The organism is Streptomyces sp. NPDC048269 (genome assembly GCF_040652395.1).
In the GTDB taxonomy this organism is placed as follows: Bacteria; Actinomycetota; Actinomycetes; order Streptomycetales; family Streptomycetaceae; genus Streptomyces.
Window position 1 is genome coordinate 19684 of record NZ_JBEZLW010000002.1, and the last position, 26073, is coordinate 45756.

Genomic DNA, 26073 nt, shown 5'->3' on the forward strand with positions numbered 1-26073 from the left:
CTCAGTCTCGCATGACGCATTCGTCCTCGATCGTGCGGTCCCGTCCGGCCAGGACGCCGAACGCGATCTGCGGGAGGAGGAGTCCTGCCATCAGGCCGAGGGGGAGGTCCCAGCCGCCGCTGTGCTGGTAGAGGGTGCCGATGACCAGGGGTCCGGGGAGGGAGATGAGGTAGCCGGTGCTCTGGGCGAAGGCGGAGAGCTTGACGACGCCGGCCGGGGACTTGGCCCGCAGTCCGATCATCGTGATGACGAGGGGAAAGGCGCAGTTGGAGACGCCGAGGAGGAGCGCCCAGGCCCACGCGCCCGCCGCCGGGGCGAAGTAGAGCCCGAGGTAGCCCGCGAGGCCGAAGAGGCCGAGGGTGACGGCGATGGGGCCCTGGTTCCGCATCCGGCCGGCCAGGCCGGGGATGACGAAGGCGAGCGGGACGCCCATGACCATGGTGACGGCGAGCAGTACGCCGGCGGTGGAGGCGGAGACTCCGGCGTCGCGGAATATCTGCGGAAGCCAGCCCATGGTGACGTACGCGCCGGTGGCCTGGAGGCCGAAGTAGCAGGCCAGGGCCCAGGCGGTGCGGCTGCGGACCACCCGGGGGCCGGTGTCGGCCCGTACGGCCGTCCCCTCGCCGGAACCGGCGGCCGCCTCGGCCCGTGCGGCGCGGCGGGAGGCGCGGGCGATGGGAAGCCAGGGCAGTACGGCGGCCAGTGCGAGCACGGCCCAGATCAGCAGGCCGCTGCGCCAGTTGCCACCGAGGGCTCCGGTCAGCGGGACGGTCGCGGCGGCGGCGAGCGAGGTGCCGGCGGCCAGCGCCATCGAGTACAGGCCGGTCATGGTGCCGACCCGGTCGGGGAAGTAGCGCTTGACGATCACCGGGAGCAGGACGTTGGTCAGGGCTATGCCGGCCAGGGACAGCGCGCTCGCGGCGAGGAAAGCGGCGGCGTTGCTCGCGAAGGGGCGGATCAGCAGGCCCGCGGCGACGGCGGCCATGCCGGCGCAGACGACGGCGGCCGGCCCGAAGCGACGGGAGAGCCGGGGCGCGGTGACGCCGAAGACGGCGAAGCAGAGGGCGGGGACGGAGGTGATCAGTCCGGCCACGGTGCCGCTCATGCCGAGCCCCGTGCGGGTCTCCTCGAAGACGGCGCCGAGGCTGGTGATGGCGGGCCGAAGGTTGAGGGCGGCCAGCACGATCCCGACGATGAGCACCGGACCCAGCCACGTGGGGGCGACGTGGACGGGGGCGGAAAGAGCCTGGTCAGGGGTGGCGCGTACGACCGGCGGGCGGTTCATGGTCTGGATTTCTTCGTCGGACATTCAACCATCATAGAATCATGGGATGATTGGGTGTCCAGTCGGCGGCGGGTCCCGGTGGGCGGGTGTCCCAGTCACCGCCCTCGGCCCTCGCCCTATCCGTCTCACCCCCAGAACGAAGAGGAACAATGCCGCTGACCTCGCCACGGCGCTCCGCGCTCGTCGACCAGGTGATCGCCCAGCTGCGAAACCAGATCACCTCCGGCGAGTGGCCGGTCGGCGCCCGCATCCCCACCGAGCCGGAGCTGGTGGAGCTGCTCGGCGTCGCCCGGAACACGGTGCGCGAGGCCGTGCGGGCGCTCGCGCACAACGGACTGCTGGACATCCGGCAGGGCTCGGGTACGTACGTCATCGCCACCAGCGAGCTGGCCGGCGTGATGCACCGGCGATTCGCCGGGGCCGAGCCGCGGCACATCGCGGAGCTGCGCTCCACCCTGGAGTCCTCGGCGGCCCGGCTGGCGGCGGAACGGCGGACCGAGCGGGACCTCGTACAGCTGGACGCGCTGCTGGCGCGGCGCGAGGAGGCGTGGGCGAGCGGGGACGCGGAGCTGTTCGTGGCGGCGGACGTCAGTCTGCACATGGCGGTGGTCACGGCCTCGCACAACGACGTGCTGGTCGAGCTGTACGCGGACCTCGGCGACCTGGTCGCGGACTGGCTGCGCGCGGACGTCGGGACCGAACTGCACCCCTCCGCCCATCTGGACCACTCGCGGCTGATCGAGGCGATCCGGCGGGGCGACGGTGACGCGGCCGCCTCGGAGGCGGCGGGCTACCCCTTCGTCTGCCTCGGCAAGGGCACCGCCTGAGGGTGGATCACGGCCGCTCGTGGCTGACCCAGGCGGAGCGGACCTCCTTCCAGCAGCGGCTGACGAGTTCGACGCGCCCGGCCGGGCCGACGGCCACGGCCGCGCCGTCGCCGTCCACGTCCCACCAGCGGTCGCACTCGACGTGCAGCCGCACCAGGTCGGTCTCCGGGTAGCCGTTGTGGCAGTGCGCCGTCACCTGCGAGCCGTTGATCTCGGTGTCGCAGTCGGCGCCGAAGAGATCCCGGGCGGCGGGCCGCGCGGGCTGTACGGGTGGTTCGGCGGGGATGTCGGCGAGGTCGACCACGGCGGGGCCGACCGCTTCGGGGGCGACCGCCTCGAGGCCGGGCACCTCGGGGGCGACCGCCTCGGGGCCGGGCGCCGCTTCGCCGCCCGCGGGCTGCGCGAACGCGCCGGGGCCCAGGAGTCCGGTGAGGATCGCCGAGGTGAACAGCAGCGCCAGCGTTCGGCTCGGTCTCGCGCGCACTCCCGTACCTCCTCCCCGCAGGAGCCGGGAAGATCCCGACTTGGCCAGTTTGCAGGCATCTGTCCCGGTTTTCGACTCGGGAAGATCCAGTCAGACGGCGAACATCCGATCGAGTGCGCCGCCGCAGGCCGCTCATAGGGCACGCAAACGGCGGCGGCCGCGCCTCCCGGGAGGGAAGCGCGGCCGCCGCCGTACGGAGTCAGGGGCCGTCAGGCACCCATCGCGTGCAGGCCGCCGTCCACGTGGACGATCTCGCCGGTGGTCTTCGGGAACCAGTCCGACAGCAGGGCCACGACGCCCTTGCCCGCCGGCTCCGGGTCGCTCATGTCCCACTCCAGCATGGAGCGGGAGTTCCAGACGTCGGCCAGCTCCGAGAAGCCCGGGATGGACTTCGCGGCCATCGAGCCGATCGGACCGGCCGAGACCAGGTTGCAGCGGATGTTCTCCTTGCCCAGGTCACGGGCGAGGTAGCGGCTGGTGGCCTCCAGCGCTGCCTTGGCCGGGCCCATCCAGTCGTACTGCGGCCATGCGTACTGCGCGTCGAAGGTGAGGCCGACGACGGCCGCGCCCTCTGCCGGGAACAGCGGCTTGCAGGCCATGGTCAGCGACTTCAGCGAGAACGCCGAGACGTGCATGGCGGTGGCGACCGACTCGAACGGGGTGTTCAGGAAGTTGCCGCCCAGGGCGTCCTGCGGGGCGAAGCCGATGGAGTGCACGACCCCGTCGAGGCCGCCGAGCTCGTCGCGGACGAGGTCTTCCAGGCGGGCCAGGTGCTCGTCGTTGGTGACGTCGAGCTCGATCACCTTGACCGGCTTGGGCAGCTTCTTGGCGATGCGCTCGGTCAGCGTCGGGCGCGGGAACGCGGTGAGGATGACCTCGGCGCCCTGCTCCTGGGCCAGCTTGGCGGTGTGGAAAGCGATGGACGACTCCATCAGCACCCCGGTGATGAGGATGCGCTTGCCCTCGAGAATTCCGCTCATGTGATCAGTGACCCATGCCCAATCCGCCGTCAACGGGAATGACGGCTCCTGTGATGTACGCGGCGTCGTCGGACGCCAGGAAGCTCACGGCTGCCGCGATCTCCTCGGGCTGCGCGTAACGGCCGAGCGGCACCTGGCCCACGATGCCCGCGCGCTGCTCGTCGGTGAGCACCTTAGTCATGTCCGTGTCGACGAAGCCGGGGGCGACCACGTTGAACGTGATGTTGCGGGAGCCCAGCTCGCGGGCGAGCGAGCGGGCGAAGCCGACCAGCGCGGCCTTGGAGGCGGCGTAGTTGGCCTGACCCGCCGAGCCCAGCAGTCCGACGACCGAGGAGATCAGGACGACGCGGCCCTTCTTGGCACGGAGCATGCCACGGTTCGCGCGCTTGACCACCCGGAACGTGCCGGTGAGGTTGGTGTCGACGACCGAGGAGAAGTCCTCCTCGGACATCCGCATCAGCAGCGTGTCCTTGGTGATGCCGGCGTTGGCCACCAGCACCTCGACCGCGCCGTGCGTGTCCTCGATCTGCTTGTAGGCCTGCTCCACCTGCTCGGAGTCGGTGATGTCGCAGCGGACCGCCAGGACACCGAGCGAGGTCAGCGCCTCCGGCGGCTCGCCGGACCGGTACGTGATCGCGACCTTGTCTCCGGCCTCCACGAAGGCACGGGCGATGGCGAGGCCGATGCCCCGGTTTCCTCCGGTGACGAGAACCGAGCGGCTCAACGGATCACCCTTTCGCTAGCGGTCTGAATGCCAAAAACCTATAGGTCGTGTCCCTCGTACGGAGAATCGACCTCCGACAGGGCCTTGCGGCGGGCTCTGTCGAGTCCCTACAGAAAGATGTAGGCACAAGAGCCCCGAGCGCGACATGATCGGGGCGACCGGCTCCGACCCCGGGAGGACTTCCGTGCCCCATTCCATCGACGCGGCCTTCACCGCGCTTCCCTTGCGGGCGCTCGCCGACGCGGCGCTCGCCCGGGCGCGCGCGCTGGGCGCCGAGCATGCCGACTTCCGGCTGGAGCGGATCCGCAGCGCCTCCTGGCGGCTGCGGGACGCCAAGCCCTCCGGCGGGTCCGACACCACCGACCTCGGCTTCGCGGTCCGTGTGGTGCACGGAGGCAGCTGGGGGTTCGCCTCCGGTGTGGACCTGACCATGGACGCCGCCGCCAAGGTGGCCTCACAGGCCGTGGCCATGGCCAAGCTGTCGGCCCAGGTGATCAAGGCCGCCGGCTCCGACGAGCGGGTGGAACTGGCCGAGGAGCCGGTGCACGCGGAGCGGACCTGGATCTCCGCCTACGACGTGAACCCCTTCGAGGTTCCCGACGCGGACAAGGCGGCGCTGCTCGCCGACTGGAGCTCGCGGCTGCTGGCGGCCGACGGTGTCGCGCACGTGGACGCCTCGCTGCTCGCCGTGCACGAGAACAAGTTCTACGCCGACACCGCGGGCACCGTGACCACCCAGCAGCGGGTCCGGATCCACCCGCAGCTCACGGCGGTCGCCGTGAACGCCACCACCGGCGAGTTCGACTCCATGCGCACGATCGCCCCGCCGGCCGGGCGCGGCTGGGAGTACCTGACCGGCACCGGCTGGGACTGGAACGCCGAGCTGGAGCAGATCCCCGGCCTGCTCGCCGAGAAGATGCGGGCGCCGAGCGTGGAGGCCGGGCGCTACGACCTGGTGGTGGACCCGTCCAACCTGTGGCTCACCATCCACGAGTCCATCGGCCACGCCACCGAGCTCGACCGGGCGCTGGGTTACGAGGCGGCGTACGCGGGGACCTCCTTCGCCACCTTCGACCAGCTCGGCAAGCTCAAGTACGGCTCCTCGATCATGAACGTGACGGGTGACCGTACCGCCGAACACGGGCTGGCCACGGTCGGTTTCGACGACGAGGGCGTCGAGGCGCAGAGCTGGGACCTGGTCAAGGACGGCACGCTGGTCGGCTACCAGCTGGACCGGCGGATCGCGAAGCTGACCGGTCTCGGCCGCTCCAACGGCTGCGCGTACGCCGACTCCCCCGGGCACGTGCCCGTGCAGCGCATGGCGAACGTGTCGCTCCAGCCGGATCCGGGCGGCCTGTCCACCGAGGACCTCATCGGCGGGGTGGAACGCGGGATCTACGTGGTCGGCGACCGTTCCTGGTCGATCGACATGCAGCGCTACAACTTCCAGTTCACCGGGCAGCGGTTCTTCCGGATCGAGAACGGCAAGCTGGCCGGGCAGCTGCGCGACGTGGCGTACCAGGCCACGACCACCGATTTCTGGGGTTCGATGGAGAAGGTCGGCGGCCCGCAGACGTACGTCCTGGGTGGCGCCTTCAACTGCGGCAAGGCCCAGCCGGGCCAGGTGGCCTCCGTCTCGCACGGTTGCCCGTCCGCGCTGTTCCGCGACGTGAACATCCTGAACACCACGCAGGAGGCCGGCCGATGAGCACGCTTTCGAACGGACGCAGCAAGCCCCACGAGATCGTCGAGCGGGCGCTGGAGCTGTCCACCGCCGACGGCTGCGTCGTCATCGCCGACGAGGAGTCGAGCGCCAATCTGCGCTGGGCGGGCAACGCCCTGACGACGAACGGCGTCACCCGCGGCCGCACGCTCACCGTCATCGCCACGGTCGACGGCAAGGAGGGCACGGCCTCGGGGGTCGTCTCGCGCTCCGCCGTCACCGCCGCGGACCTGGAGCCGCTGGTCCGGGCCGCAGAGGCGGCCGCACGTGGGGCCGGGCCCGCCGAGGACGCCCAGCCGCTGGTGACCGGGACCCCGGCCTCGCCCGACTTCACGGACTCCCCCGCCGAGACCTCCTCGGCGGTGTTCACGGACTTCGCCCCGGCCCTGGGCGAGGCCTTCGCCCGGGCCCGCGCGGGCGGCCGGGAGCTGTACGGCTTCGCGAACCACGAGGTGGTCTCCACGTACGTCGGCACCTCGACGGGCCTGCGGCTGCGCCACGACCAGCCCAACGGCACCCTGGAGCTCAACGCCAAGTCCCCCGACCGGCTGCGCTCGGCCTGGGCCGGCCGCTCCACCCGGGACTTCAAGGACGTGGACCCGACCGTGCTGGACGCGGAGCTCGCCGTACGCCTGGGCTGGGCGGAGCGGAAGATCGAGCTGCCCGCCGGACGGTACGAGACCTTGCTGCCGCCGACCGCCGTGGCCGACCTGCTGATCTACCAGATGTGGTCGGCGGCGGCCCGGGACGCGGTGGAGGGCCGTACGGTCTTCTCCAAGCCCGGGGGCGGCACCCGGGTCGGCGAGAAGCTGTCGCAGCTCCCGCTGACCCTGCGCAGCGACCCGGCCGCGCCGGGCCTGGAGTCCGCGCCGTTCGTGATCGCGCACAGTTCCGGGGACGACGCCTCGGTGTTCGACAACGGCCTGCCGGTCCCGGCGACCGAGTGGATCCGGGACGGGGAGCTGGCCCGGCTGACCACGACCCGGCACACCGCCGGGCTGACCGGCCTGCCGTTGTCCCCGGCCTTCGGGAACCTGCTCCTGGAGGGCGGCGGCGACAAGTCGCTGGAGGAGATGGTGGCGGGCACCGAGAGGGGCCTGCTGCTGACCTGCCTCTGGTACATCCGCGAGGTCGACCCGGCCACCCTGCTGCTCACGGGCCTGACCCGGGACGGCGTCTACCTGGTGGAGAACGGGCAGGTCGTCGGCGAGGTCAACAACTTCCGGTTCAACGAGTCCCCCGTGGACCTGCTGTCGCGGGCCTCGGAGGCCGGCCGGACCGAGCAGACCCTGCCGCGCGAGTGGGGCGACTGGTTCACCCGGGCCGCGATGCCGGCGCTGCGCATCCCGGACTTCAACATGAGCTCGGTCAGCAAGGGGGTCTGACCCACCTAGACTGGGCTTCGTATTTCCCTACACCAAAGGAGTCGAGAGAACCGTGACGGACATCGTCGACGAACTGAAGTGGCGCGGGCTCTTCGCCCAGTCCACCGACGAAGAAGCGCTGCGCAAGGCGTTCGCGGACGGTCCTGTCACGTTCTATTGCGGCTACGACCCGACCGCCGCCTCGCTGCACGTGGGGCACCTGGTGCAGGTGCTCACCATGCGCCGGCTCCAGCTGGCCGGGAACCGGCCGCTCGCGCTGGTCGGCGGGGCCACCGGCCAGATCGGTGACCCCCGCCCGACCGCCGAGCGGACCCTGAACGATCCCGCGGTCATCGCGGAGTGGGTGAACCGGCTGCGCTCGCAGATCGAGCCGTTCCTGTCCTTCGAGGGCGAGAACGCGGCGGTCCTGGTGAACAACCTGGACTGGACGGCGGGCATGTCCGCGATCGAGTTCCTGCGGGACATCGGCAAGCACTTCCGCGTCAACAAGATGCTGACGAAGGACTCGGTCGCCAAGCGGCTGGAATCCGACCAGGGCATCAGCTACACGGAGTTCAGCTACCAGCTGCTCCAGGGCATGGACTTCCTGGAGCTGTACCGTCGCCACGGCTGCGTGCTCCAGCAGGGCGGCTCCGACCAGTGGGGCAACCTGACGGCCGGCCTCGACCTGATCCACCGGGTCGAGCCGGGCGCGGTCGTGCACGCGATGGCGACCCCGCTGATGGTCAAGGCGGACGGCACCAAGTTCGGCAAGACCGAGGGCGGGGCCGTCTGGCTGGACCCGGAGATGACCACGCCGTACGCGTTCTACCAGTTCTGGCTGAACGTGGACGACCGGGACATCTCCACCTACATGCGGATCCTGTCCTTCAAGAGCCGTGAGGAGCTGGAGGCACTGGAGGCGCAGACCGCCGAGCGGCCGCAGGCGCGCGCCGCGCAGCGGGCGCTGGCGGAGGAGCTGACCACGCTGGTGCACGGCGCCGGCCAGTGTGCCGCCGTGATCGCCGCGTCGAAGGCGCTGTTCGGTCAGGGCGACCTGGCCGAGCTGGACGGCGCCACGCTGGCCGCGGCCCTGTCCGAGCTGCCGCACGCCCGGGTGGCGGAACTCGGCCTGGTGGTGGACCTGATGGCGGAGACCGGTCTGGTCGCGAGCAAGTCGGCCGGCCGCCGGACCGTGAAGGAGGGCGGGGCCTACGTGAACAACGTGAAGGTCACCGCCGAGGACGCGGTCCCCGCCAAGGAGGATCTCCTGCACGGGCGGTGGCTGGTGCTGCGCCGCGGCAAGAAGAGCCTGGCCGCGGTCGAGGTCACCGGCTCCTGACGCCTGACAACGCCTCGCGGGGCGGCACGACACGAGCACGGCGGAGGGGCCGGTTCGGACATCACGTCCGGCCGGCCCCTCCGTCATGCCCGGGGCCCGACTAGGCCGTCCGCCGCCTGTTGCCCCGGAGCGAGGCGTAGACCATCTCGCCGAGACCTACGATCACGATCGCTCCGGCAAGCTGCAGCAGGTGCCGGATCCAGTCGATGCCCCTGGTCTCCTCGACGCCGATCCAGCTGGCAACGGCATTGCCGAGGACGGCGCCGATGATGCCGAAGATCGTGGTCAGCCAGAGGGGCTGGTGCTGCTTGCCAGGCAGGATGGCCCGGGCTATCAGGCCCAGCACGAAACCGACGATGATCGCCCACAACCAAGACATGTCGAGCCTCCTCCTGGCGCGTTGTGCGCACGTGCGCCCAGTCTCGGCCCGTGCGACGTACCGCGCATTTCGGGCACCCCGTTCGGAGGACACCCCCTCTCCTCGCGGTCCGGGCGGCGGCGTACGGTGGGAGGGTCCGGGCCGGGGAGCGTCCGGCGGGTGATCGGGTGGTGGAGCATGGAGCGGACGAAGCGACAGAAGCGGAACGGGACCGAGGTCTTCCGGATCACCGGCGCGCGGATGGGTCTCGCCGAGGATGTGCGGGGCCGTCAGCGACGTTACGTGGTCTCGATGGTCATCAGAACCCTGTCGGTCATCGCGACCGTGCTCTTGTGGAACGTGCAGCGCCCGGTGGCGGTCGTGACGCTGATCGCGGGCGCCCTGCTGCCCTACGTCGCCGTGGTCATCGCCAACGCGGGGCGCGAGTCGGCTCCCTCGCTGCCCTCGCACTTCATCCCGGCTCCCGTGAGGCCCGCGCTGGAGGCGGGAAACCTCAAGAAAAGCTCAGATCAATCATGAAGTTCCAGTGCACCGTACCGGGTCCTGCGTGACATACTGCCTACGCGCTCCGCATCCCCCGTCGGAGCGACGGACCGACGCCGGGCAGCTCCCCCCGTGGCTGCTCGGCGTCGCCTTTCCGTAGGGTTGAGGCGTGACCTCCCCTGATACCGAGACCCCCACATGCTCCGCCAAGGGCTGCCGCGACGCGGCCGTCTGGGTGCTGGCGTGGAACAACCCGAAGCTGCACACGCCGGAACGGCGCAAGACCTGGCTGGCATGCGAGGAACACCGCGAACACCTCTCCCAGTTCCTGGGGGTCCGCGGTTTCCTCAAGGACGTCGTGAAGCTCGACGAGTGGGTTCAGCCGGAAGGCTCGGAGCGCGAGCGCTAGCGCCGACGGCAGCGCTACCCCTTAGCCCCCGATCGCCGACATCGGGCGGTCGGGCTGCAGGAAGGACGGGTCGTCGAGACCGGACCCGGCCTTCTTGCCCCACATCGCCACCTTCCAGAGCCGGGCGATCTCTTCGTCCGGGGCGCTCGAGCGCAGGGCGGCGCGCAGGTCCGACTCCTCGGTGGCGAACAGGCAGGTGCGCACCTGGCCGTCGGCCGTGAGCCTCGTACGGTCGCAGGCTCCGCAGAACGGGCGGGTGACGGAGGCGATGACGCCGACGGTGGCCGGGCCGCCGTCGACCACCCAGCGCTCGGCCGGCGCGGAGCCGCGTTCTTCGGCGCCCTCCTCGGTGAGCGTGAAGCGGGTGCGCAGGGACTGCAGGATGTCACCGGCGGTGATCATGCCGTCGCGCTTCCAGCCGTGCTGGGCGTCGAGCGGCATCTGCTCGATGAAGCGGAGCTCGTACTCGTTCTCCACGGCCCAGGCCAGCAGGTCGGGGGCCTCGTCGTCGTTGAGTCCCGGCATGAGGACCGCGTTGACCTTGACGGGGGTGAGGCCGGCCTCGCGGGCCGCGGCCATGCCGTCTATGACGTCCTTGTGGCGGTCACGGCGGGTGAGGGTCTTGAAGACCTCGGGCCGCAGGGTGTCCAGGGAAACGTTCACCCTGTCCAGGCCGGCGGCCTTCAGGGCCTGCGCGGTGCGCTTGAGGCCGATGCCGTTGGTGGTCAGGGACATCTTGGGCCGGGGCTCCAGGGCCGCGCACTGCTCGACGATCCCGACAAGGCCGGGGCGGAGCAGCGGCTCGCCGCCGGTGAAACGGACCTCGGTGATCCCGAGCCGGGTGACCGCGATGCGGATCAGCCGCACGATCTCCTCGTCGCTCAGCAGATCGGACTTGCCGAGCCACTGCAGGCCCTCCTCGGGCATGCAGTAGGTGCAGCGCAGATTGCACCGGTCGGTGAGCGAGACGCGCAGGTCAGTCGCCACGCGGCCGTACGTGTCGAGAAGCACTGTGGGCCCCCTCCCCTGTCCGGAGCTGTAGAGGTTCGATAAATCGAGCCTACGCGACGCCTGTGTCATGAAGGGGTCCCCAAATGAACGAGACGTAACGCGGCCGCGTCGTAGGGAAGTACGACGCGGCCACGCACGGTGTTCGGCCGAACTCATAGAGCCCGCTAGTGAGCCCCTGTGCCCGTGAGGGAGCGGACTTCCAGCTCGGCGAACTTCTGGGGGTCCGCCTTCTCCTTGGACAGGACGGTCCCGAGCCAGCCCAGCAGGAAGCCGAGCGGGATGGAGATGATGCCCGGGTTCTCCAGCGGGAACCAGTAGAAGTCCGCGTCCTTGAACATCGAGGTGGGCTTCCCGGAGACCACCGGGGAGAACAGCACGAGGCCGACCGCCGAGATCAGGCCGCCGTAGATGGACCACAGCGCTCCCTGGGTGCTGAAGCGCTTCCAGAAGAGGCTGTAGAGGATCGTCGGCAGGTTGGCGGAGGCGGCGACCGCGAAGGCGAGGGCGACCAGTCCGGCGACGTTCAGGTCGCGGGCGAGGGCGCCCAGGCCGATGGCGACGGCTCCGATGACCACGGTCGACCAGCGGGCCGCGCGCACCTCCTCCTGCTCGGTGGCCTTGCCCTTGCGGATCACGTTCACGTAGAGGTCGTGCGCGAAGGACGAGGAGGAGGCCAGGGTGAGGCCGGCGACCACCGCGAGGATGGTGGCGAAGGCGACCGCGGAGATCACGGCGAGCAGGATGGCGCCGCCGGTGGAGCCGGCGCCGCCGCCGATCTCCTGGGCGAGCAGCGGTGCCGCGGTGTTGCCGGCCTTGTTGGAGGCCAGGATGTCGGCGCGCTTCAGCAGGGCGGCGGCGCCGAAGCCGAGGGCGATGGTCATCAGGTAGAAGGCGCCGATGATGCCGATGGCCCAGTTCACGGACTTGCGGGCGGCCTTGGCGGTGGGCACGGTGTAGAACCGGATCAGGATGTGCGGCAGTCCGGCGGTGCCCAGGACCAGCGCGATGCCCAGCGAGATGAAGTCCAGCTTCGTGGTCGCGTCCTTGCCGTACTTCAGCCCGGGTTCCAGGAACTTGGCGCCCTGGCCGCTGTTCTCGGCGGCCTTGCCCAGCAGGTCGGAGATGTTGAAGTTGAACTTCAGCAGCACCAGGAAGGTGATCAGCAGGGCGCCGGCGATCAGCAGGACGGCCTTGATCATCTGGACCCAGGTGGTGCCCTTCATACCGCCGATGGTCACGTAGACGATCATCAGGACGCCGACGAGGGCGACGACGGCGACCTTGCCGCCGTCGCTGGTGATGCCCAGGAGCAGCGAGACGAGCACGCCGGCGCCGGCCATCTGGGCGAGCAGGTAGAAGATCGAGACGACGATGGTGGAGGTGCCGGCGGCGGTGCGGACGGGCCGCTGGCGCATCCGGTACGCGAGGACGTCGCCCATCGTGTAGCGGCCGGAGTTGCGCAGCGGCTCGGCGACGAGCAGCAGGGCGACCAGCCAGGCGACGAGGAAGCCGATGGAGTAGAGGAAGCCGTCGTAGCCGAAGAGGGCGATGGCACCGGCGATGCCGAGGAAGGACGCGGCGGACATGTAGTCGCCGGAGATGGCCAGGCCGTTCTGGAAACCGGTGAACTGGCGGCCGCCCGCGTAGAAGTCGGCGGCGTCCTTGGTCTGCCGGCCGGCCCAGATCGTGATGATCAGGGTGGCGACGACGAACAGGCCGAAGAGGGTGATGATCAGCGGGCGGTGCTCGGTGGCGCCGGCGGCGACCGTCGTCAGGTGGAGCGAGCCGCTCATTCGCCGGCCTCCATCCTCGCCTTGATGGCAGCGGCCTTGGGATCGAGCTTGGTGGCGGCGTGCCGCGAGTACAGCCAGGCGATCAGGAAGGTCGTCGCGAACTGGGCGAGGCCGAGCACGAGGGCGACGTTGATGTTGCCGAAGAGCTTGGTCCCCATGAAGCCGCCCGCGTAGTTGGACAGCAGTACGTAGAGCAGGTACCAGGCGATGAAGGCCACGGTCAGCGGGAAGGCGAAGGAACGGTAGGAGCGGCGCAGTTCGGCGAATTCGGCGCTCTGCTGGACGTGTCCGAAATCTTCGGCCGTGGGGACCGCCGGGGGCGTTCCCGCGCTGCCCGGTGGCGGCGCTGCTTCGGTGGTCACGGGGGGTTCTCCTTGCGATGCGGGCGCGGTGGGGACGACGGACATGACAACCTCCGTGTGGGGGGACGGTGGTGCTGAGCCCCCCTGTCAACGGCACGGCCGGCGCGTCGGGACGGTTCAACACCCGTTGTTGCTTCAGAGACTGATTTCTCGAACTGATGGCGGAGAGGCGAACGCCGGCACTAGGTTCCACATGTCATGAACCCGTCCGTCGTGACCACGACCGGACGGCTTTTTCAAGGATGATGTGGAGAACCCATGGCGCATCTGGGGTCGCGTTCCGACCGGAAGCACAGCCGAGCTCTCGCCGTTCCGGTCGGCCTGGCACTCACCGCCTCGCTCGCCTTCCTGCCCTCGGTCGCGGCCTACGCCGCTCCGCTGGGCAACACGGCGGACGCGGCCACGGCCTCCAAGGCCGAGACCACCGGGCCCAAGCTGTCGTACGTGGCGAACCTGAACTCGTACGCCACCGTGAAGGCCGCGAAAAAGGCCGTCGAACGCGCCGGTGGAACGGTGGTGACGGCGCATGAGCAGATCGGCGTCATCGTCGCGCACTCCCAGAACCCGGAGTTCGCCAAGCAGCTGCGGGCCCAGCGCGGACTGTTCGTGTCCGTCGGCGCCACCCGGACGGCCCCCCTGCAGACGGTGCAGACCACCGAGGAGGGCACCACGCAGAAGCTCAGCGCGGCGGACGCCGCAAAGGCGGCGGCGAACGCGGCACCGGACCAGGAGCCGCTGGAGTCCAACCAGTGGGACCTGCGCGCGATCAAGGCCGATCAGGCTCACAAGATCAACGATGGCAGCCCCGACGTCACGGTGGGCATCATCGACACGGGTGTGGACGACACCCACCCGGATCTCGCCGCGAACTTCTCCAAGGAGCAGTCGGCCAACTGCGTCGGCGGCGTCGCGGACACCTCCGAGGGCGCCTGGCGCCCGTACGTGGACGGCAGCGACCACGGCACGCACGTGGCCGGCACCATCGGGGCTCCGCGCAACGGCGTGGGCGTCAGCGGTGTCGCGCCGGGTGTGAAGCTCGCCGCGATCAAGGTGAGCGAGCCCGGGACCAGCCTGTTCTACACCGAGGCGGTCGTCTGCGGCTTCATGTTCGCCGCCGAGAAGGGGATCGAGGTGACCAACAACAGCTACTACGTCGACCCCTGGTACTTCAACTGCAAGACGGACGACGACCAGAAGGCGCTGGTGGAGGCCCTCACCCGGGCGAGCAACTACGCCCAGCGCAAGGGCGTGCTGAACGTCGCCGCGGCGGGCAACGAGAACTTCGACCTGGCGTCCGACTCGATCGTCGACGAGACCAGTCCGAACGACACCACCCCGTCGCCGCGCACCATCGACCCGCGCGTCTGCCTGGACGTGCCGACCCAGCTGCCGGGTGTGGTCACGGTGACCGCGACCGGCGACAAGGGCTTCAAGTCGTACTACTCCAGCTTCGGCCTGGGTGTGGCGGACGTCGCGGCCCCCGGCGGCGACAAGTGGCAGATCCCGGCCACCCCGGACGCCAACGGCCGCGTGCTGTCCACCGTCCCGGGCGGCGGCTACGGCTACAAGCAGGGCACCTCGATGGCCACCCCGCACGTCGCGGGCGTCGCGGCCCTGCTCAAGAGCGCGCACCCGTCGGCCACGCCGTCGCAGCTCCAGGCGATGCTCAAGGGCCAGGCCACCAAGACGGCCTGCCCGGCGCAGGTCTACGACGCGACCGGCGCTCTGATAAACGCCACCACCTGCGTGAGCAAGTGGGGCCAGACCGGCTACTACGGCTACGGCGTGGTCGACGCGCTCGGGGCCGTGAAGTAACTGGCATGTGAGAGGGCCGGGCGGGGGTCATCCCCGCCCGGCCCTCTCAGCTGTCCGGTGCCCCGCTGTCAGGGCGTGATCAGCACCCTCGCCGTCAGGGCTTGATCAGCACCTTGAGCGCGCTGCGGTCGTCCATCGCGCGGTAGCCGTCCGGGACCTCGTCGAGGGAGACGGCCCGGTCGAAGACCGGCGCGGGGTCGATGGCGCCGCTGAGGATGTCCTCCAGCAGCTCCGGGATGTACGCCCGGACGGGGGCGACGCCGCCGCGCAGGGTGATGTTGCGGTCGAACATGACGCCGAGGTCAAGACCGGTGCCGCTGCCGTGCGGGACGCCGACGTAGCCGATGGCCCCGCCGTCGCGGGTGATGTTCACGGCCGTACGCATGGACTGCTCGGTGCCGACCGCCTCGATGACCGCGTGGGCGCCCTGCCCGCCGGTGAGCTCGCGGACGGCCGCCTCGGCGGCCTCCCCGCGCTCGGCGACGACGTCGGTCGCCCCGAAGAGCTTGGCGATGTCCGTACGGACGGCGTGGCGGCCCAGTGCGATGATCCGCTCGGCGCCCAGCCGCTTGGCGGCGAGGACGCCGCACAGGCCGACCGCGCCGTCACCGACGACGGCGACGGTGGAGCCCTTGCGCACGCCCGCGCCCAGCGCCGCGTGGTGGCCGGTGCCCATGACGTCGGAGAGCGCGAGGAGCCCGGTCAGCAGGTGGTCGTCGGAGACGGCCGCGGCGGGCAGCTTCACCAGGGTGCCGTCGGCGTGCGGTACGCGGACCGCCTCGCCCTGGCCGCCGTCGTGGCCGACCGAGCCCCAGAAGCCGCCGTGCACGCAGGAGGTGTACAGGCCCTCGGAGCAGTAGTCGCAGGTGCCGTCGGACCACATGAAGGGGGCGACGACGAGGTCGCCGGCCTTGAGGCCGGACACGGCGGAGCCGGTCTCCTCGACGACGCCGAGGAACTCGTGGCCGATGCGCTGGCCGGGCTGACGCTCGGCCTCGCCGCGGTAGGCCCACAGGTCGCTGCCGCAGATACAGGCACGCAGGACGCGGACGACGGCGTCCTCGGGGCGCTGGATCGCAGCGTCGGGCACCTCCTCCACGCGGATGTCGTGCGGGGCGTGGATGACGGTGGCGCGCATGGTGGTGCAGTCCTCCGGCTCGGGGATCGTTCAGTCGTGGTCGTGCTGCCCTTGTGGGGCTCCCCTACCGTACGCCTGTTCGTGGGCGGGGCTGCCGGTGGCCAGGAGGTACTGCGCGGCCAGATAGGTGGCCATGATCCAGAAGTCCGGCCGGGGCAGCTGGGGCCACTCGGCGACGCCGGTGGCGATGAGCGTGTCCGAGAGCAGGAACAGCGCCCCGCCGGCCCCGGCCCGCAGGCCGAGGGCGCTGGAGCGGTAGGCCATGGCGGTGAGCAGCAGGCTGTAGCCGGCGACGGGGATGCGCAGGCCGGCCGGGAGGTCGCCCCAGAGGAACGCGACGGTCCCGATGAGCGCGAGGGCGTACGCGCCCCCGAGCAGGGCGTTGGTGCCGCGCCGGCCGAAGAGCACGAGGTAGCACACGTGCCCGGCGGCGAAGGAGCCCATGCCGATCAGGAAGGCGGGCTCGGCGTCGAAGAGCAGGGCGAGGTCCCCGCCCCAGCCGAAGAGCAGGGCGGCGACCAGCAGGCGGGGGGCGCCTCGGGTGACCACGTACGCCACCAGCAGCGGCATCAGCAGCGGCTTGGCGAGGACGTGCCCGAGGTGCCAGCCGGCGAGCAGCGAGCCGAGGTCCAGGGCGGTGGCCGCGGCGAAGGCGCCGATCAGCACGCGGCTCGCGAGGCCGCCGGCGGCGGGAGCGGTGCGGGCCGCCCAGGACGGCGTACGGGATTCGGTGGCGCTCACGCGGCGTGTTCCGCGGCGGCCGCGTCGGCCTTCGGGGTCGCGGCGGCGGACTCTGGCTTCGGGCCCGCGGCGGCGGGCTCGGCCTTCGGGCCCGCGGCGGCGGGGACAGGGGCGGCGGGCTGCCAGCCCGGTCCGCGGAAGACCCGGCCGGCGCGCTCGCGCCAGCTCGTGGCCGCCCGAACGTCACGGGCGATGGCCGCGTACTCGTGGGTGGCGACGCGCAGCGGGTTGTGGGTGCCGATGTTCTTGGTGAGTCCGTAGACGGGGCGCTCCGTCTCCCCGACCCAGGAGCCGAACATCCGGTCCCAGATGATCAGGATCCCCCCGAAGTTGCGGTCCAGGTAGCCGCCCTGGGAGGCGTGGTGGACGCGGTGGTGGGAGGGGGTGTTGAAGACGTACTCGTAGGCGCGGGGCAGCTTCCCGATGCGTTCGGTGTGGACCCAGAACTGGTACAGGAGGTTGATCCCGTAGCAGAACGGGATCGCCGCGGGGTGGACGCCGAGGGCCACCATCGGGAGGTAGAACCACCAGGTCGTGGCGCTGGTCCAGGGCTGGCGCAGGGCGGTGGTGAGGTTGAACCGCCGGCTGCTGTGGTGGACCACGTGGCAGGCCCACAGGATGCGGCTGACGTGGTGGAGCCGGTGCTGCCAGTAGTAGAGGAAGTCCTGGGCGAGCAGCATCAGCAGGGCGGTCCACCACAGGAACGGCACCCGCAGCGGGGTGAGTTCGTAGACCGCGGTGAAGACCGCGACGACCGGGATCTTCCACAGCAGGTCGAAGCCGATGCTGCCGAGCCCCATGGTGACGCTCGTGACCGCGTCCTTGGTGTCGTACCCGGCTGCGTCCTCGTCGGGATGGAGCCGGTAGCTCACCAGCTCGATGACGGTGAGCAGCACGAAGGCGGGTATGGACCACAGCACGACATCGGGCAGGTTCGGCATGTCCGCACCATAGAGGCGGCTCCCGGGATGCCGCTAGAGGTTGTTACCGATCGGTATCCATCTGGGTTACCGACGGTTCGGGGAGGGTGGGGAATGACGGGTTTCGAGACGGTTCTCTTACGCGTGGCGGGTACGGCGACGGGCGCGCTGGTGAAGTCACTCCTCGGGCGGACCCCGGGGGCGGGACTGGCGGCCGACCCGGCCCGGCCGGCCCCGCGATGGCGCCGCCCGGCGGAACTGGGCGACGACGAGGTCCGGCGCCTGACCGAGACCCTGGCGGCCCGCCTGGGCGAGGCCACCGCCCGCCTCCCGGAGCACGAACGCCTGGCGGCGGTGGAGGCGGTCGGCGACGCCTTCGCCGCGCTGGGCTCCCTGGACGCGGAGGCCCTGTTCGCCGCGGACCTGGACCCGACGGCGCTGGCGTCGACCGTGCCGGCTCCCCCGCCGGGCCTCGGCGAGGGCGCCCAGGCCCTCTACCGGCGGCTGGTACGGCTGTGCTGCGCGCACGCGGTGGAGTACGTGACGACCCTGCCGGGCTTCGGGGCCCGGGCGGACGTGGAACTGGTCCGCCGGACGGGTGAGCTGACACGCTCCCTGAGCCGGCTCGGCTCCGCCGGGGGCGGGGCCGCGTACGCCTTCGAGGAGCGGTACGCGCGGTACGTCGCCGAGACGCACGGCCGCCTCCAGCTCTTCGGCATCACCCTCAGCCGGCCCCGGCAGGAATGGCCTCTGGATGTTGCCTACATCAGCCTGTCCGTGAGCGGTGAGCAGCAGCCGATGCCCGGCGAGCCCGGCATGCACCAGACCTCCGTCCGGGCCGAGCAGGCGCTCGGCGCGGCCGACCGGGTGCTGCTGCGCGGCCCGGCGGGGTCCGGCAAGAGCACGCTGGTCCAGTGGCTGGCCCTGAACGCGGCCCGGCAGGCCGACGGGCCGTGGAGCACGTGCGTGCCGTTCGTGCTGCGGCTGCGGTCCTTCACGTCCGCGGAGAGCCTGCCGCTGCCGGAGGAGTTCCTGCGGACCTCTGGCGTCCCGCTGTCGGCCCCCGCCGGATGGGTCGAGGAACTCATGGCCTCGGGCCGGGCGTTGGTCCTGGTGGACGGTGTCGACGAGGTCCCCCAGCGGCTGCGCACCCGCACCGAGACCTGGCTGCGCTCGCTGATCTCCGCCTTCCCGAGGGCGCGGTACGTCGTGACGACCCGCCCGTCGGCCGTGCCGGAGGACTGGCTCGCCGGGCAGGGTTTCACGCCGCACTCCCTGCTGCCGATGGAACGGGACGACATCCGGGCCTTCGTCACGCACTGGCATGCGGCGGCGCGCGCGGACGCCGGCCCCACCGGGGAGGGTCTCGCCCCGTACGAAGCCTCGCTCCTGAAAGCGGTGCGGTCCCGCCGGGACCTGGCCCGGCTGGCCACCAACCCCCTGATGTGCGCCCTTCTCTGCGCCCTGAACCGGGACCGGCGGATGCAGCTGCCGCGAGCGCGCAAGGAGCTGTACGACGCGGCGCTGGACATGCTTCTGGTCCGGCGCGACACGGAACGGGAGATCAGCGGGGTCGAGGGCGTCTACCTCACCCGGGACGAACAGATCCTCCTGCTGCAGCGCTTCGCGTACTGGCTCATCAGGAACGGCCAGGTGGAGGCGAGCCGGGACGAGGCCGTCGAAATGGTCGGCGAGTGGCTGGGCGCGATGCCGCAGATCCGCGAGCAGGGCAGCGCCGAGCAGGTCTTCACTCACCTGCTGATCCGCAGTGGCCTGCTGCGCGAGCCGGTGAAGGGATCCGTGGACTTCGTCCACCGAACCTTCCAGGACTACCTGGGGGCGAAGGCGGCGGTCGAGTCCCGCGACTTCGGCGTGCTGGTGAGGAACGCGCACGACGACACGTGGGACGACGTGGTCCGCATGGCGGTGGGCCACGCCCGTCCTGACGAGCGCACCCGCATCCTGCGGGGCATCCTCCGACGGGCCGACAAGATCAAGGGGGCCCGCAGCCGCCTGGTCCTCCTGGCGGCCACCTGCCTGGAACACGCCCCGGAACTGGACCCGGACCTCCGCTCGGACGTCCAGACGCGTACGGGCGAGCTGCTGCCGCCCCGCAGCATGCGGCAGGGCACCGAACTGGCCAAGGCCGGCGAACTGGTACTGGAGCTGCTGCCGGACCCGGCCGGGCCGAACGACGCGGAAGCGGCGGCGACCCTCCACGTCGCTGCGCTGGTCGGCGGGCCCCGGGCCCTCGGGATGCTGGCCGGATCACGGGAGGACACGCGCTTCTCGGTCTGCCACGAACTGGCAGCCGCGTGGGGCCGGTTCGACGCGAAGACCTACGTGGACGAGGTGCTGAGCGGTGCCTCGCTGGGGGACGAGGCCTTTCTCCCCGTCCACACACGGGAGCAGCTCGCGCTGCTGGGCCGTTTGCGCCACCGGCGCATCCGGTTGGAGGGCGACTACGGCGTCCCTCCGGAGCTGCTCGCCCGGCCGGATCTGGAACGGATCTACTTCGGCCTGAACCACCGGCTCTCCGACCTCGGGGCCTTGTCCACGCTGCCCGAGCTGCGATTGCTGGGCCTGGAAAAGTGTCGCGGCGTACGCCTCGACGGACTGCGCCACCTCGCTCTGGAGACCCTGTACCTGTATCGGCTCGACGCGACGGACCTGCGGCCGCTGGCGGACCTGGGAGCGCTGCGGCACCTCGGGCTGGACCTGCCACCCGGTCAGCGCTCGGTCGCCGATCTGCCGGTGGGCGGAACGTTGTCCGGACTCGGACTCTACGAGCGGGCGGCAGGGGTGAGCCTGGACGGGCTGGAACGGTGGCCGGATCTCTCCTGGCTGACCGTCTCCGGCACCACGCAGACATCGCAGCTGGGACGCATGCCCGTGCCACCGCCACTGGTCGTCCTGCAGATGCTCGCGCAGCCGGAGCTGGACCTGACCAGCCTGGTGCGTTACCAGGGGCTGAAGGAGCTCTACCTCGGTTCCTGCGAGCTGGCGGGCGGGGTCGAGCCGCTGCGTGAACTGCCTGAGCTGACGCACGTGAGCCTGGCCGACTGCCGACCGGTCGTGGACGTCGGGCCGCTGGCCGACCTGCCCGGTCTGCGCGTCGTCACGGCGGGCACCACCCGGCTGACCGGCACGGAGGGGTTCCCGCCGGAACGGCTCACGGCCTACGACGCCTGAACCGCCCGGCGGGAGCCGGGCGTCACCAGACCCGGACCGACCCCCCTCGGGCGAAGGCCGGGCTGGTGGCTTCCGGGGGGACCTCCGTCAGGGGCTCGGCGATCTCGGAGACCAGGGGACCGTGCTTCGCCGCCACCGCGTCCAGCATCCGCAGGTCGAAGCCGTAGACGCGGGCCGCGTTGCCGCCGACCATCGCGGCGACCTCCTCCGGCGGGAGGCCCGCGTAGGCGATGCGCAGGCCTTCGCGGGAAAACGGCGTGGTGCCCTCGTCGTGGGGGTAGTCGCTGCCCCACATGATCTTGTCGAGGCCGATCCGCTCCCGCAGCGGGACCTCGTGGGGGCGCATGAAGCTCGCTCCCACGAAGCAGTTGTCCCGCCAGACTTCGCCCGGCCCCTTGCCCATGGACTCCGCCAGGCCCGCACCGAACTTGGACTCGGCCGTCGAGGAGGCCGCGACCAGCCGGCCGTGGTAGTAGTCCAGCATCTCCATCACGCCCGGGATCCAGCCGGAGCCCTGCTCCGTCAGGACCAGCTTGAGCCCCGGGTGGCGGCGGAAGGCGCCGCCGAAGATGAGGTGCCACAGGGCGCGGTGCGAGAACCAGGTCGTCTCCACCATGAACACGGCGCGGGCCGCCGGTTCGTCGCCGAGCGGCGGGGACGCCGAGCCGCCGTGGTGGTTGACCGGTACGTCCAGCTCGTCGCACACCGCCCAGATCGGGTCGTACGCGGCCGAGTAGAGCTCCGGGACCGTCGAGCCGGGCGGGACTCCGGGCAGCAGGATGCCGCCCGTCAGGCCGGCCTCCTTCGTACGGCGGATCTCCTTCACCGCCGCGTCCACGTCGTTCAGCAGGATCTGGACCACGCCCGCGCGGCGGCCCGGCGCGTCCGCGCAGAAGTCCGCCAGCCAGCGGTTGTGGGCCTGCAGCCCCGCCCAGCGCATCGCGTACTCCGCGGCGGTCGGTTGCTGCGCCATCAGGGAGGCCTTGGGGAAGAACGGCGGGATGGTGTTGGGGAAGACGACTTCCGCGACGATGCCGTCCGCTTCGAGCTCGGCGAGGCGGCGCGCCGAATTCCAGTTCCGGTCCGCCGTGTCCGCGAGGAGGTCCTCGTACGGGTTCACGTAGGTGGCGGCCCAGGCGTCGAAGTCGTCGTGGTACCGCTTCTCCAGGTACGGCTTGTAGTCCAGCAGGTCGGCGCCCGCGTGGCAGTCCGCCGAGATCACGGTGTACCGGTCGCCGGTCATTCCGAGACCCCCAGGACCGGGAAGTCGTGCTCCGTCAGCCAGTGCCGGCCCACCTCGCGGGAGCGCGCCCAGGAGGCCTCCACCGCCGCCTGGTCCGGGGACTGGCCCAGCTCGGCCGGGGTGGGGCCGATCCGGCGGGCGATCGGTGCCAGTTTCTCCGTGTCGAAGCCGAAGACCTCGGCCGCGGCCAGGCCGAGCATGCGGCGGGTCTCCTCCACCGGGATGTCGTGGAAGGTCTTCTTCAGCCAGTTCCGGGTGGCCGGCCAGGTGCCCTCGGGGTGCGGGAAGTCCGAGCCCCACAGGATGTTGTCCACGCCGATCTCGTAGCGCTGGGCCAGTTCGCGCCGCTTGGTGTTCGTCGCGCAGATGAAGACCTGCCGGTCCAGGTACTCGCTCGGCGGGCGCTTCAGCTCCTCGAACGGCGAGAGCTTCTTGCCGCCGTGCGCCCCGAGGTAGAGGCGGTCCATGAACCAGAGCTGGTTCGGCAGCCACCAGCAGCCCGACTCCGCCACGCCGAACCTGAGGCCGGGGTGCCGCTCGAAGACCCCCGACCAGAGCAGGAACCACAGCGGGCGGGCCGGCCACCAGGTGACCTCGGAGACGAAGATGCCCAGGTGGTCGCCGTACTCGTGGCGCGGCGAGGACCCGGAGTGCGTGACGATCGGCATCCGCGTCTCGGCCGCAGCCGCCCACACGGGGTCGTAGCGCCGGTCGTGGTAGGGCGCCTTGTCCACCCACATCGCCGGGATCATCAGCGCGCCCAGCCCGGACTCCTTGGCCCGGTGGATCTCCGCGACGACCTCTCTCGGCTCACCCGTGATGGGGAGCAGGGCGACCCCGCAGTGGCGTGCTGCGTTCTCGGCGTTCCCGTCGGCGACGAACTCCGCCAGCCAGCGGTTGTGCGCCTGCGCGCCCGCCATGCCGAGCTCGGGGTCCTGGTCGCCGGAGAGCCCCAGGCCCACCCCGAAGGGGGCCGCGGTCTGGCTGTCGACGGCGTCCGCGTCGGGGAAGACGACCTCGCCGGCCACGCCGTCGCCGTCGAGTTCCTTCAGCCGCTGTCCGGTGTCCCAGCCGCCCTTGAGGCCTTCCTCGTGGTCGTGGAACCACTTCTCGGCGAAGGCTTCGTTGCGGACGCCCAGGCGGGTGGCCTCCGCGCGGCGGGCGTCGCGCTCGCCGAGGAACTCGTCGAACTGGCGGTGGAATCGGGAGTCGAGGTAGGGCCGGTACTGCTCCGTGGGGAGGCCCGCGTGGCAGTCGGAGGAGATGATCAGGTACGGGTCTTCGTACGCACTCACTACAACGCCCCTCAGTCGAGGATGAAGCTTTCCAGGTAGGCGGGGTTGGCCCGGTCGAGCATCGACTGCGACCGGGCGCGGATCTGCCGGTCGCTGTGCTCGCTCGCCGGGAGCATCCAGAACCGGTCGGCGCGGATGCCGTCGACGACGTGCTCGGCGACCTCCTCGACCGGGGTGAAGTTCACCTCGTGGCCGGCCTGCCGCATCGCGGCCTCGTACTGGTCGAGGCTGCGGTACGGGGACTTGCGCGGGCGCTGCTTCGCGTACCGCTCGGGCCGGTTGCGGTGGGACTCCCACAGTCCGGTGCGCAGCATGTGCGGTCCCGGGAAGAGGACAGAGGCGCCGACGGCCGCGCCCTCCGCCTTGAGGTGGGCGTACAGGGACTCGGTCATGGTGACCACGGCCGCCTTGGTGACGGCGTAGACGGAGGCGGTGGGCAAGGGGGCGATGCCGCCGTCTCCGGAGGAGGTGTTGACGACGTGGCCGGGGGCGCCGGAGGCGATCATGCGGGGGACGAAGGCCTGGATGCCGTGGAACACGCCCCACACGTTGACGGAGAAGGCCCACTTCCAGTCGTTGGGCTCGTGCTCCCACATCCGGCCCTCGGCGCCCGAGCCGACGCCCGCGTTGTTGCAGAGCACGTGCACGGCGCCGAAGGTCTCGTACGCGGCGTCGGCGAGCGAGACCACCGAGTCGCGGTCGCTGACGTCGACGGCCTTGGCGAGCACCTGGGCGCCGTCCGCGGCGAGCTCGTCGGCGGCCTTGCGCAGGGCGGCTTCCTCGACGTCGGCGAGGACGACCTTCATCCCCTCGGCGGCGAAGCGGCGGCCCATGGCGAGGCCGATGCCGCTGGCGGCGCCGGTGACGACGGCGACCTGTCCCGGTTCGAGTCGCACGTCACACACTCCCCTCGGGCGGCCCGTCGAGGATCTGCATCGGGTCGTCGTAGCGCTGGTGGACGTACGGGAGCAGGGCCTGGGCGCTGACCCGCTCGACCACCCTGCCCTTCTGGTCGGTGGTCTTCTCGCCGATGGTGATCTCCACGAGCCGGCGTACGGGGAGGTCGGCCACGGGGTCGAACATCGACTCGCGCAGCACCACGTCCCCGGTGATGTGCTCCAGCTTGCGGACCTTCTCGTTGCGCGTGCAGTGCACGAGGACCGGATCGGCGTCGAAGCCCGAACCGTCCACGGCGGGCAGGAACTTGAAGTAGAAGTCGGTCTTCTGGGTGGGCTCGGGCACCGGCAGTTCGCGGTCGACCGCCCCGCGCACCTCCACGAAGGCGATACCGTGCCGGGCCAGCGAGGCCCGTACGACCAGCCCCTCGCGCTCGACGGTGACCTCGCCCAGCTTCTTCGGCTCGCCGAAGACCTCGCGGCCGCCGATCAGGGCGCGCTCGTGGGTCATCGGCATGACCAGCGGGTACCAGCCCTCGACCCCGCCGTGCTGGGCGGCGACGGCCACCGAGCCCGCGCCGAGGGGGTAGCCGGGCAGGTCGACCTTGCTGATGTTGGCCCGCACCAGGGGCCGGTCGGCGGGCTTGAGCGGCGGTGGCAGGACCGCCGCCACCACGTCCGGGTCGCTCTCCCAGACGGCCACCACGCCGGTGGACCAGATGTCGGGAAGCTTGGAACTCTTCTCGCGCGACGCCGCGATCTCGGCCTCGGTGCGCGCTCCGTACCGTACGCGTGCCATGTCTCGCACCACCCTTCTGGGCCCCTCCCAGCGGTAGCGGGGGAGGTTCTGTAACACAGTTACACCGACGCCGATGAAGGGTAAAGACCCCTGCACCCACCAGAACTGACGTTCCGACAGATTGGCGGCCGCCGACATGGCCAGATCCACGCTGACCCGCCCGGAGGTGCTCGACGCCGCCGCGTCCCTGGTCAAGCGGCACGGTCCGGCAGCCCTGACCATGCGCAAACTCGCCGCGGAGCTGGGCACCGCCGTGACGTCCATCTACTGGCACGTCGGAAACCGCGAATCACTGCTCGACGCCCTCGTGGAGCGGACCGTCGAGGAGATGGGCGCCATCCGCCCCACCGGCCGTACCCCCGGCGACCGGATCCTGTCGGTGGCCCGGACGCTGCGCCGCGAACTGCGCGAACGCCCGCACCTGATCGCGATGGTCCACGAACGCGGTCTCACCGACCGGATGTTCCTGCCGGCGCAGCAGGCCCTCGTGCACGAGGTGCAGGCCGCGGGTCTGCGCGGCGCCCAGGCGGCCGACGCCGTGCGCGCGATCCAGTTCCAGATCGTCGGCTTCCTCCTGGTCGAGCGCAATCGCGAACGCTCGCCCGCCCAGTCCCCGGCCGAGAGTGAACTCTGGGATCCGGCCGCCGCCCCCCACGACCCGGCGCTCGCCCGCGCGCTCGCCCGCCCGGCAGATCCGGAGCGGATCTTCCTGATCGCCGTACGGGCCCTGACGGCCGCCCTGCTGAAACCCGGCGGCCAGGGGCTGTCCGGCGGACCAGGACCGGGCCGGCCCGCCCTGTCCGACCCCGACCCGCAGGACAGCCCCTAATCGGCTTGCCCCTGCTCGCGGGCCCGTGATGGGATCAGC

The 26073-nt window shown here is 71.2% G+C and carries 24 protein-coding genes; 9 read left to right on the plus strand and 15 right to left on the minus strand.

Annotation, left to right across the window (positions count from 1 at the left end; all coding sequences use genetic code 11):
- Position 1 precedes the first annotated feature (1 nt).
- The gene (locus AB0D48_RS02220) at positions 2-1309 is read right to left on the minus strand and encodes an MFS transporter (RefSeq protein ID WP_362389834.1); all 1308 of its coding nucleotides are present in this window, start codon (positions 1307-1309) and stop codon (positions 2-4) included.
- A 125-nt stretch (positions 1310-1434) separates the two neighbouring features.
- Here AB0D48_RS02220 and AB0D48_RS02225 point away from each other — a divergent pair, with 125 nt between their 5' ends.
- Entirely contained in the window at positions 1435-2112 is a 678-nt protein-coding gene (locus tag AB0D48_RS02225; protein ID WP_362389836.1) for a FadR/GntR family transcriptional regulator, read from the plus strand.
- Positions 2113-2119: 7 nt separating this feature from the next.
- Here AB0D48_RS02225 and AB0D48_RS02230 read toward each other — a convergent pair whose 3' ends face one another.
- The 3 genes from AB0D48_RS02230 to fabG all read right to left on the minus strand — a co-directional run bounded on the left by AB0D48_RS02230 (position 2120) and on the right by fabG (position 4300).
- On the minus strand, positions 2120-2398 hold the full coding sequence (locus AB0D48_RS02230; RefSeq protein WP_362390444.1) for a hypothetical protein: 279 nt from the start codon (positions 2396-2398) through the stop codon (positions 2120-2122).
- A gap of 407 nt (positions 2399-2805) precedes the next feature.
- Positions 2806-3576, minus strand: a complete 771-nt coding sequence (gene fabI, locus AB0D48_RS02235; protein ID WP_362389838.1) for an enoyl-ACP reductase FabI — start codon at positions 3574-3576, stop codon at positions 2806-2808.
- A gap of 4 nt (positions 3577-3580) precedes the next feature.
- Positions 3581-4300 carry a 3-oxoacyl-[acyl-carrier-protein] reductase gene (gene fabG, locus AB0D48_RS02240; RefSeq protein ID WP_362389840.1) on the minus strand — a complete coding sequence of 240 codons (720 nt, stop codon included), beginning with the start codon at positions 4298-4300 and terminating at the stop codon, positions 3581-3583.
- A gap of 184 nt (positions 4301-4484) precedes the next feature.
- Here fabG and AB0D48_RS02245 point away from each other — a divergent pair, with 184 nt between their 5' ends.
- Genes AB0D48_RS02245 through tyrS form a run of 3 tightly spaced genes read left to right on the plus strand, consistent with a single transcriptional unit; the run spans position 4485 to position 8729 of the window.
- Positions 4485-6008 carry a TldD/PmbA family protein gene (locus AB0D48_RS02245; protein WP_362389842.1) on the plus strand — a complete coding sequence of 508 codons (1524 nt, stop codon included), beginning with the start codon at positions 4485-4487 and terminating at the stop codon, positions 6006-6008.
- Positions 6005-7408, plus strand: a complete 1404-nt coding sequence (locus AB0D48_RS02250) for a metallopeptidase TldD-related protein (protein WP_362389844.1) — start codon at positions 6005-6007, stop codon at positions 7406-7408. The genes AB0D48_RS02245 and AB0D48_RS02250 overlap by 4 nt, the downstream gene beginning before the upstream one ends.
- A gap of 52 nt (positions 7409-7460) precedes the next feature.
- Positions 7461-8729 carry a tyrosine--tRNA ligase gene (tyrS, locus tag AB0D48_RS02255; RefSeq protein WP_362389846.1) on the plus strand — a complete coding sequence of 423 codons (1269 nt, stop codon included), beginning with the start codon at positions 7461-7463 and terminating at the stop codon, positions 8727-8729.
- Positions 8730-8829: 100 nt separating this feature from the next.
- On the opposite strand, the gene AB0D48_RS02260 is transcribed toward tyrS, so the two are convergent.
- Entirely contained in the window at positions 8830-9108 is a 279-nt protein-coding gene (locus tag AB0D48_RS02260; protein ID WP_362389848.1) for a GlsB/YeaQ/YmgE family stress response membrane protein, read from the minus strand.
- A gap of 177 nt (positions 9109-9285) precedes the next feature.
- Between AB0D48_RS02260 and AB0D48_RS02265 the strand changes: the two genes are divergently transcribed.
- The gene (locus AB0D48_RS02265) at positions 9286-9627 is read left to right on the plus strand and encodes a DUF3099 domain-containing protein (protein WP_362389850.1); all 342 of its coding nucleotides are present in this window, start codon (positions 9286-9288) and stop codon (positions 9625-9627) included.
- A gap of 133 nt (positions 9628-9760) precedes the next feature.
- Positions 9761-10000 (plus strand): hypothetical protein, encoded by a 240-nt coding sequence (locus AB0D48_RS02270; protein ID WP_362389852.1) that lies wholly within the window; start codon positions 9761-9763, stop codon positions 9998-10000.
- 21 nt (positions 10001-10021) lie between these two features.
- Here the strand turns inward: AB0D48_RS02270 and moaA are convergent, their stop codons facing one another.
- The 3 genes from moaA to AB0D48_RS02285 form a co-directional block, all read right to left on the minus strand.
- The gene (gene moaA, locus AB0D48_RS02275; RefSeq protein WP_362389854.1) at positions 10022-11011 is read right to left on the minus strand and encodes a GTP 3',8-cyclase MoaA; all 990 of its coding nucleotides are present in this window, start codon (positions 11009-11011) and stop codon (positions 10022-10024) included.
- A 164-nt stretch (positions 11012-11175) separates the two neighbouring features.
- The gene (locus AB0D48_RS02280; protein ID WP_362389856.1) at positions 11176-12804 is read right to left on the minus strand and encodes a cation acetate symporter; all 1629 of its coding nucleotides are present in this window, start codon (positions 12802-12804) and stop codon (positions 11176-11178) included.
- Positions 12801-13166 (minus strand): DUF485 domain-containing protein, encoded by a 366-nt coding sequence (locus tag AB0D48_RS02285; protein WP_362389858.1) that lies wholly within the window; start codon positions 13164-13166, stop codon positions 12801-12803. The genes AB0D48_RS02280 and AB0D48_RS02285 overlap by 4 nt, the downstream gene beginning before the upstream one ends.
- A gap of 258 nt (positions 13167-13424) precedes the next feature.
- On the opposite strand from AB0D48_RS02285, the gene AB0D48_RS02290 reads away from it, so the two are divergent.
- A complete protein-coding gene (locus tag AB0D48_RS02290) occupies positions 13425-14981 on the plus strand; it encodes a S8 family serine peptidase (RefSeq protein ID WP_362389860.1) in 1557 nt (518 codons plus the stop codon).
- Between the two features lie 94 nt (positions 14982-15075).
- On the opposite strand, the gene AB0D48_RS02295 is transcribed toward AB0D48_RS02290, so the two are convergent.
- The 3 genes from AB0D48_RS02295 to AB0D48_RS02305 all read right to left on the minus strand — a co-directional run bounded on the left by AB0D48_RS02295 (position 15076) and on the right by AB0D48_RS02305 (position 17801).
- Positions 15076-16119 carry a zinc-dependent alcohol dehydrogenase family protein gene (locus tag AB0D48_RS02295; RefSeq protein WP_362389862.1) on the minus strand — a complete coding sequence of 348 codons (1044 nt, stop codon included), beginning with the start codon at positions 16117-16119 and terminating at the stop codon, positions 15076-15078.
- 30 nt (positions 16120-16149) lie between these two features.
- Positions 16150-16785, minus strand: a complete 636-nt coding sequence (locus tag AB0D48_RS02300; RefSeq protein WP_362390446.1) for a lysoplasmalogenase — start codon at positions 16783-16785, stop codon at positions 16150-16152.
- Between the two features lie 71 nt (positions 16786-16856).
- A complete protein-coding gene (locus AB0D48_RS02305; protein WP_362389864.1) occupies positions 16857-17801 on the minus strand; it encodes a sterol desaturase family protein in 945 nt (314 codons plus the stop codon).
- A gap of 93 nt (positions 17802-17894) precedes the next feature.
- Between AB0D48_RS02305 and AB0D48_RS02310 the strand changes: the two genes are divergently transcribed.
- On the plus strand, positions 17895-20972 hold the full coding sequence (locus AB0D48_RS02310; RefSeq protein ID WP_362389866.1) for an NACHT domain-containing protein: 3078 nt from the start codon (positions 17895-17897) through the stop codon (positions 20970-20972).
- Positions 20973-20994: 22 nt separating this feature from the next.
- On the opposite strand, the gene AB0D48_RS02315 is transcribed toward AB0D48_RS02310, so the two are convergent.
- Genes AB0D48_RS02315 through AB0D48_RS02330 form a run of 4 tightly spaced genes read right to left on the minus strand, consistent with a single transcriptional unit; the run spans position 20995 to position 25205 of the window.
- Positions 20995-22215: an amidohydrolase family protein gene (locus AB0D48_RS02315; RefSeq protein ID WP_362389868.1), complete on the minus strand. Its 1221-nt coding sequence runs from the start codon at positions 22213-22215 to the stop codon at positions 20995-20997.
- Positions 22212-23510, minus strand: coding sequence for an amidohydrolase family protein (locus AB0D48_RS02320; protein ID WP_362389870.1), 1299 nt, complete (start codon positions 23508-23510; stop codon positions 22212-22214). Before AB0D48_RS02320 ends, AB0D48_RS02315 begins: the two co-directional genes overlap by 4 nt.
- Positions 23511-23521: 11 nt before the next feature.
- Positions 23522-24406: an SDR family NAD(P)-dependent oxidoreductase gene (locus AB0D48_RS02325; RefSeq protein WP_362389872.1), complete on the minus strand. Its 885-nt coding sequence runs from the start codon at positions 24404-24406 to the stop codon at positions 23522-23524.
- Between the two features lies 1 nt (position 24407).
- Entirely contained in the window at positions 24408-25205 is a 798-nt protein-coding gene (locus AB0D48_RS02330) for an acetoacetate decarboxylase family protein (protein WP_362389874.1), read from the minus strand.
- A 136-nt stretch (positions 25206-25341) separates the two neighbouring features.
- On the opposite strand from AB0D48_RS02330, the gene AB0D48_RS02335 reads away from it, so the two are divergent.
- On the plus strand, positions 25342-26034 hold the full coding sequence (locus AB0D48_RS02335) for a TetR family transcriptional regulator (RefSeq protein ID WP_362389876.1): 693 nt from the start codon (positions 25342-25344) through the stop codon (positions 26032-26034).
- Positions 26035-26073 lie beyond the last annotated feature (39 nt).